Below are 6,706 nucleotides of genomic sequence, written 5' to 3' on the forward strand. Positions count from 1 at the left end.
GCTGGACTTCTGGCAGGAATTCGACGCGGCGCCGGAGCCCGGCCCGCCCTTCACCGCGCGCTACCCGGCGCGCATGCCGGATGGGCGCTGGCTGCACCTTCCCATCCGCGACATCGGCGTGGCGGGGCTGATCGCCACCCAGGCGAGCTTTCCCGTGATCCGCGCGCTTTCCACCTGGATGGCCGAGGCGGCGCGGCCACTCGGCGCCGAGGCGGTGCTGGGCCTGCCCACGCTGGGCCACGTCTTCGCCCCCGTGGTGGCCGAGGCGCTGGGCCACCCGAACTGGGTCGCCGCCGGCTATTCGCGCAAGCGCTGGTATGACGAGGCGTTGAGCGTCACCATCCACTCCATCACCACCACCGGCGAACGCCGCCTCTGGCTGGACCCGCTGATGCTGGACCGGCTGCGTGGGAAGCGTGTGCTGCTGGTGGATGACGTGGTCAGCAGCGGCGCCTCCGCCCAGGCGGGGCTCGGGCTCCTGGCGAAGGCGGGCGTGGTGCCGGTGGGGCTCTGCGTCGCCATGGTGCAGACGCGGCGCTGGGCGCCGTCCTGGCCCGCCGAAATCCCCGTGGTCTCGGTCTTCGAGACCCCCGCCCTGCGCCGAGACGCGCAGGGCTGGTGGCCCGATCACAGCAGCGCCGGCAGCCCCATGGCCACGGCCAGCGAAACAAGCCCCGCCGCCGCCACATAGTCCTGCCACAGCCGCGTCAGCCGCAAATCCAGCATCCGGCGTGGCGAGATGTAGCCCCCCGCCCATCGCTGCGCGTTGCTGATCACGAAGAGCAGCGCGATCCCCACATGCAGCCAGGCATAGCCCAGCAGCGCGAAGCTGGTGGCCGCATAGGCATGGGCGCGCGGGTCGGGCAGGGCGTCCTGGATCAGCAGCACCAGCAGCGCCATGGCCGCGACCCCGCCCACCGCCTGCACGGCCAGGCCCAGCCAGGGCGCGTGGCCCCGAGAGACGCTGCCGCGCGCCAGCCGCGCCCCCACCGGCCCCGCGACGAGGCCGAGCGCGATGAGCGCGGGCAGCAGCAGCCCCGGCGCCATCACTTCCGGCGGCGGCCAGTTGGGCGCGTTTAGCCAGAGATAGACCACGCCGAACAGGAGTGAGGCCAGGATGGTGCCCGTCGCCAGCAGCGCGAAGGCCAGCGCCAGCAAAGGCGGGGGGTCGGGCGCCTCGGTGTGCAGGGGAAGGTCGAGCCCATGCCCGGCCGGCATCAGGCCATGGTCCTGCCGCTGGCCCGCGTCGCGCGCGCCCCAGACGAAGAGCCCCGCCGTGACCACCGCCGCCGCCAGCGCCACGAAGTAGAGCTGGAACAGCATGGCCAGCACCGCCGTGAGCGTCGAGAGGCCGGCATAAAGCGGCTCATAGGTCGGGCGCGGCAGGATGATGATCTGGTCCGGCTCGCCCGTCGTGCGGTGCACGCCCAGCGTCTCCTGCCAGCCATTGCGGGCGTGGCCGAGATAGCCGCGGCCGGCGGCCAGTTCCGGCCCGATCTCGCGCGGGGCCAAGCGGTCGGCCCGCACCTCCACGCGGGGCAGGGAGGCGAAGCCATAGGGTGCCGCCGGCGTCGGCATGGCCCATTCCAGCGTGGCGGCATTCCAGGGGTCGCGGCGGAACGCCTTGCCCAGCTTGCGCTGCAGGAAGACGTCCATGGCCACCAGCGCGAAGCCCATGGTCAGCAGGAAGCCGCCGATGGAGGAGGTCAGGTTCAGCCAGGTCCAGCCATCATCGGGGAAGAAGGTGTAGACGCGGCGCGGCATGCCCAGCAGCCCCGTCCAGTGCATCACCAGGAAGGTGAGGTTGAACCCGATGAACAGCAGCCAGAAGGCCGGCACCGAGAGCCGATGCATGGGCAGCTTTCCCGTCACCTGCGGCAGCCAGTAGTAGAGTGCCGCCAGCATCGGGAAGACGAAGCCGCCCACCAGCACGTAGTGGAAATGCGCCACCACGAAATGCGTGTCATGCACCTGCCAGTTGAAGGGCACGATGGCGAGCATGACGCCCGTCAGCCCCCCCAGCACGAAGATGACCAGGAAGCCCGCGATGTAGAGCATGGGCACGTCCCAGCGCGGCCGCCCATGCGCCAGCGTGCCCAGCCAGGCGAAGATCTGCACCGCCGTGGGCACCGCCACCAGCGCCGAGCCGAAGGAGAAGAAGGCCAGCGACAGATGCGGGATGCCCACCGTGAACATGTGGTGCGCCCAGATCAGGAAGCTGAGGAAGCCCAGCACGATGATGGCGATGACGACGGCATTGTAGCCCACCAGCGGCCGCTGCGCGAACACCGGGATGATGGTGGAGAGCGCGCCGGCGGCCGGCAGGAAGATGATGTACACCTCCGGGTGCCCGAACAGCCAGAACAGATGCGCCCAGAGCAGCGGGTCGCCGCCGCGGTTGGGGTCGAAGAAGGGCAGGTCGAAGGCCCGTTCCATCTCCAGCAGGATCGAGCCCAGGATCAGCGGCGGGAAGCCCACCACCATCATCAGCGCCGTCACCAGGATGTACCAGGCGAAGATGGGCATGCGGCTGAGCGTCATGCCCGGCGCGCGCAGCTTCAGGATGGAGACCACCAGCTCCACCGCCAGCGTCATCGCGGAGATCTCCACGAAGGTGACGCCCAGCAGCCAGACATCGGCGTTGATGCCGGGCGAATAGGTGCTGGAGGAGAGCGGCGTGTACATGAACCAGCCGCTGTCGGGCGCCACGCCCGCGAACAGCGCGCCCAGCAGGATCAGGCCGCCGAACAGGTAGCACCAGTAGCCATAGGCCGAGAGGCGCGGGAAGGCGAGGTCCCGCGCGCCCAGCAGCTTGGGCAGCATGTAGATCGCGAGCCCCTCCAGCATCGGGATCGCGAAGAGGAACATCATGATGGTGCCGTGCATCGTGAAGATCTGGTTGTAGATCTCCGGCCCGATGAAGGCGGATTGCGGCGTGGCCAGCTGCGCGCGGATCAACATGGCCAGCATGCCGCCCACGGCGAAGAAGAAGGCCGCCGTGACCATGAAGCGCATGCCCACGATGCTGTGGTTCACGGCCGAGGCGCGGCCGAAGCCGGGTGCGGTGGCCCAGATGCGCGAGAGCGCCTTGTGCAGGCGGATGGGGTCCTGGGTCATGGCGTGGTCTCCGCCGCCACGGCGGCCGCGAATTCGTCCGGGGCGTGCACCCGTACCTCGAAGCGCATATGGGCGTGGCCGAGGCCGCAGAACTCGGCGCAGAGCCCCTCCAGCCGCCCCGGCGTATCGGCCTGCAGGCGCAGCACATTGGTGTGGCCCGGCACGGCATCGAGCTTGCCCGCCAGGCGTGGCACCCAGAAGGCGTGCATCACATCCTCGGCGGTGATGTGGATGTCCACGGGCTGGCCGGCTGGCAGGTGCAGCAGGTCGCGCGTCTCGGCGCCGCCATGGTCGGGGTAGCGGAAGGTCCAGAAGAATTGCCGCGCATGTGCCTCGATGCGCGGCACGGGGTCATGCGGCATCATCCGCTCACCCACCACCACGGCGGCGACCACCAAGGGCGGCAGCACCAAGCCGGGCAGGATCAGCCCGCCGCCGATGATCCAGGCGCGCGCCGAGATGCGCGCCGCCCGCCGCGGCCACCACACGACGAAGAAGAAGATCGCCGTCATCAGCGCCGTCAGGAAAAGGCTGCCGATCATCATCGCCCATGAGAGGGTGGCGATGGAACCCGCGATGGGGCCCGCGGGTTGAAGCACCGACAGCTCTCCCGCGCAGCCCAGCAGCGGCAGCGCCGCCACGAAAGGAACCCCATGTCGGATATTCCCCGCGAAGAGCGCAGCGACGCGCCGCCCACGAGCCCCGTGATGGAGGCCATCGAACGCGAGGGAACGGGCTCCGTCGTCGCACTCGTGGGCCACCCCATCCACGCCATGATGGTGCATTTCCCCATCGCGCTGGTGATCGCGACGCTGGGCAGCGACGTCTTCTACTGGATCACGGGCGATGAATTCTTCCTCCGCACCGGCCTCTGGGCCGCGGCCTTCGCCTTCATCACCGGCATCGCGGCGGCCGTCGCCGGCACGGCGGAGCTGGTGCTGGTCAAGGGCATCCGTATCCGCGTCGCCAGCTGGACGCATGCCACCGCCGCCATGACGCTGATCTCCATCATGGCCGCCAACTGGGGCGTGCGGCTGATCGAGGCGCCGGTGCTGCCGCATGGGCTGGCGCTGTCCGTTCTGGCCGCGATCTTCACGGCGGTGGCCGGCTGGCATGGAGGCAAGCTGGTGCTGGATCATGGCGTCGGGGTCATGGTGTCACCCAAGCGGTGAGGCGGGGAAAAAGCTCGCCGAGGCGGCCGGGCTGGAAGAGGTCCGGCGCCCAGGCCTCGGAGGGCAGGGCGGGTTTCCACAGCACCACGGCCAGGATGGCGCAGACGGTGACGAGGATGCCCGAGGTCAGCAGCCGGGCGCCCCAGGGGCTCAGCCGCTCACGCGGGTCGAAGACCCAGAGGATGATGAGGCCCATCCGCACGTGCAGCGCGGCCAGGACCATGACGAAGACCAGCTTCAGCGTGAACCACTCGACGAAGGTCTCGCGCAGGAAGATCAGCAGCGTGCCGCTCGCGATCGCCAGGAAGGCGGCGGGCGATAGCCAACCCACGTAGAAGATGCGCGCCATCCGGTGCAGCCGGTGCAGCGAGGGCCCGCGCAGCCCGTCCGTCTGGCGCAGCAGGAAGGGCAGGGCGATCAGTCCCCCCGCCCAGAGGCTGATGGCCGTGACATGCACGTATTTCGTGATCCAGAGCAGCACGCGCGGCGCCTCAGCGGGCGGGGCGCGGGGTGGCGAGCAGCCGCAGCCCCAGCCAGGCCGCCACCGCCAGGTAGGGCAGCACCGCCGGCACCCACATGATGAGGCCGCCCAGCTGCTGGTCCTCGAGCGCGCTCAGCCCCCAGGCCTCGGTGGTCAGCCAATGGGCGAAGTAGAGGGGGCGTGGCGCGAAGGTGATGATGGCGCCCAGCATGCCCATCTGCGCCACGGTGCCGATCAGCGCCGCGATGCCATGGGCCTCGGCGCCCGGGCGCAGGGCGGCGCGCCACAGCAGCATGGCACTCGCCAGCAAGGTCGCCTGCATGAACCAGTAGCCGGCCACCGTCTCCAGCGCCCAGGCGTAGAAGGCCGGCACATGCCAGGCCCAGAGGATGAGCATGTGCACGGCGAAGATCGGCGCCAGCGGCAAGGCCCTCCGCCCGGGGAAGGCTAGCGCCAGCAGCGGCGCCATCACTGCCACCAGCAGCGCGTGGTGCGCGACGCGCGCCGAGAACAGCGCGGCACTCAGCGCGCAGAGGGGCGAGATGAAGATGACGAAGCCCACCGCCGCCGCGCCCCAGCCAGCGCGCGCCGCCCCCGCCCGCTGGGCGACGAAGCCCAGAAGGCCGAGCGCCAGCAGCACCGCGGGGTCGAAGTTCCAGCGCATCCAGACATCGGCCGGAATGGCCGGGATGCCGCAATAGGCGATCGGCAATGCTCAGTCCCTCCCCTCGCGCATGGGCTGCGAAGGGGGAACGTGGCAGGGCAGCACGGGTTGCCGCCAGCTTGAACTTGGCCTTGGGCGTCAGATCACCCGCAGCGCCGAAAGCCGCTCGATCTCGGCCTCGTCCAGGCCGAGCCAGTCGCGATAGACCTCGTCATTGTGCGCGCCCATGGAAGGGCCGAGCCACTTCACCTCCCCCGGCGTCTCCGAGAGGCGAGGCACCAGGTTCGGGATGGCGAGCTCGCCCACGCGCGGGTCCTTCATCCACTTGATGTTTCCGCGTGCCTTGTACTGCGGGTCCTCGAAGATCTCATCAATGGCGTAGACCGGGCCGCAGGGCACCTCGAAGCTGTTGCAGGTGGCGATGACCTCCTCGCGCGTCATGCCGCGCGTCCAGTCGGAGACATACTCGTCCACGATCGCGCGCTCCGCCTCGCGCTGGGCCAGCGTCTCCCATTTTCCGCCTGCGGCGTATTCAGGCACGCCCATCGCCTCCGCCAGCCGGGCGAAAATCTTGTCGGAGGTGCAGGCGATGGCGATCCAGCGGCCATCCTTCGTCGGGTAGTGGCTGTGCGGCACCACGTTCACGGTGCCGGGCCCCATGCGCTGCCGGATATAGCCATTGAGCTGATAGGAGGGCGCCAGCTCATCCAATATCCGGAAGATGGGCTCGTAGAGGCCGATATCCACGACCTGCCCGCGCCCCGTCTTCTCCCGCGCCTGCATGGCCAGCAGCGTGCCCAGCGCGCCATAGAGGCCCGCCAGGTAGTCCGGAATGGTGGCTGAACCCGGCGTGACCGGCGGCCGGTCCGGATAGCCCGCCAGGAAGGACAGGCCCCCGAAGGCATTGCCGATGCGCCCGAAACCCGGCCGCGCCCGATAGGGCCCCGTCTGCCCGAAGCCCGAGATGCGCACCATGATGAGGCGCGGGTTCACCTCGCGCAGCACCTCCCAGCCCAGGCCCCATTTCTCCATGGTGCCGGGCTGGAAGTTCTCCACCAGCACATCGGCGTCGCGCACCATGCGCTTGAGCAGTTCCGCGCCCTCGGGCTTGCGGAGGTCCAGCGTGGCGGATTTCTTGTTCCGGCATTCGGAGAGCCAGGGCAGCGTCTCGCCGCACTCGGTCACGCTGCCGAATTTCCGCAAGGGGTCGCCCACCACCGGCAGTTCCAGCTTGAACACCTCGGCGCCGAACTCCGCGAGCTGCGTGGTGCA

Annotated in this window: 7 protein-coding genes; 2 read left to right on the top strand and 5 right to left on the bottom strand. The window is 69.7% G+C overall.

The genetic code is table 11. The annotated features are described in order from the left end of the window. Position 1: 1 nt before the first annotated feature. Entirely contained in the window at positions 2-691 is a 690-nt protein-coding gene (locus JTN19_RS09015; RefSeq protein ID WP_206931594.1) for a phosphoribosyltransferase, read from the top strand. On the opposite strand, the gene ctaD is transcribed toward JTN19_RS09015, so the two are convergent. Together ctaD and coxB are read right to left on the bottom strand one after the other, a co-directional pair. Then, positions 628-3,117 carry a cytochrome c oxidase subunit I gene (ctaD, locus tag JTN19_RS09020; protein WP_206931588.1) on the bottom strand — a complete coding sequence of 830 codons (2,490 nt, stop codon included), beginning with the start codon at positions 3,115-3,117 and terminating at the stop codon, positions 628-630. The genes JTN19_RS09015 and ctaD overlap by 64 nt on opposite strands. Then, positions 3,114-3,758 carry a cytochrome c oxidase subunit II gene (gene coxB, locus JTN19_RS09025; RefSeq protein ID WP_206931589.1) on the bottom strand — a complete coding sequence of 215 codons (645 nt, stop codon included), beginning with the start codon at positions 3,756-3,758 and terminating at the stop codon, positions 3,114-3,116. Before coxB ends, ctaD begins: the two co-directional genes overlap by 4 nt. A gap of 12 nt (positions 3,759-3,770) precedes the next feature. Between coxB and JTN19_RS09030 the strand changes: the two genes are divergently transcribed. After that, positions 3,771-4,289 (top strand): DUF2231 domain-containing protein, encoded by a 519-nt coding sequence (locus JTN19_RS09030; protein WP_206931590.1) that lies wholly within the window; start codon positions 3,771-3,773, stop codon positions 4,287-4,289. Here JTN19_RS09030 and JTN19_RS09035 read toward each other — a convergent pair. The 3 genes from JTN19_RS09035 to JTN19_RS09045 all read right to left on the bottom strand — a co-directional run. Beyond that, positions 4,267-4,770: a CopD family protein gene (locus tag JTN19_RS09035; protein WP_206931591.1), complete on the bottom strand. Its 504-nt coding sequence runs from the start codon at positions 4,768-4,770 to the stop codon at positions 4,267-4,269. The two genes, JTN19_RS09030 and JTN19_RS09035, sit on opposite strands and share 23 nt — an antisense overlap. A 10-nt stretch (positions 4,771-4,780) precedes the next feature. Beyond that, the gene (locus tag JTN19_RS09040) at positions 4,781-5,482 is read right to left on the bottom strand and encodes a cytochrome c oxidase assembly protein (protein WP_242531007.1); all 702 of its coding nucleotides are present in this window, start codon (positions 5,480-5,482) and stop codon (positions 4,781-4,783) included. A gap of 90 nt (positions 5,483-5,572) precedes the next feature. Next, on the bottom strand, positions 5,573-6,706 hold a 1,134-nt coding region (locus tag JTN19_RS09045), incomplete at its 5' end, for a CaiB/BaiF CoA transferase family protein (protein WP_206931592.1).

Origin of the sequence: Roseococcus thiosulfatophilus (assembly GCF_017311575.1) — a bacterium.
Taxonomy (GTDB): Bacteria; Pseudomonadota; Alphaproteobacteria; order Acetobacterales; family Acetobacteraceae; genus Roseococcus; species Roseococcus thiosulfatophilus.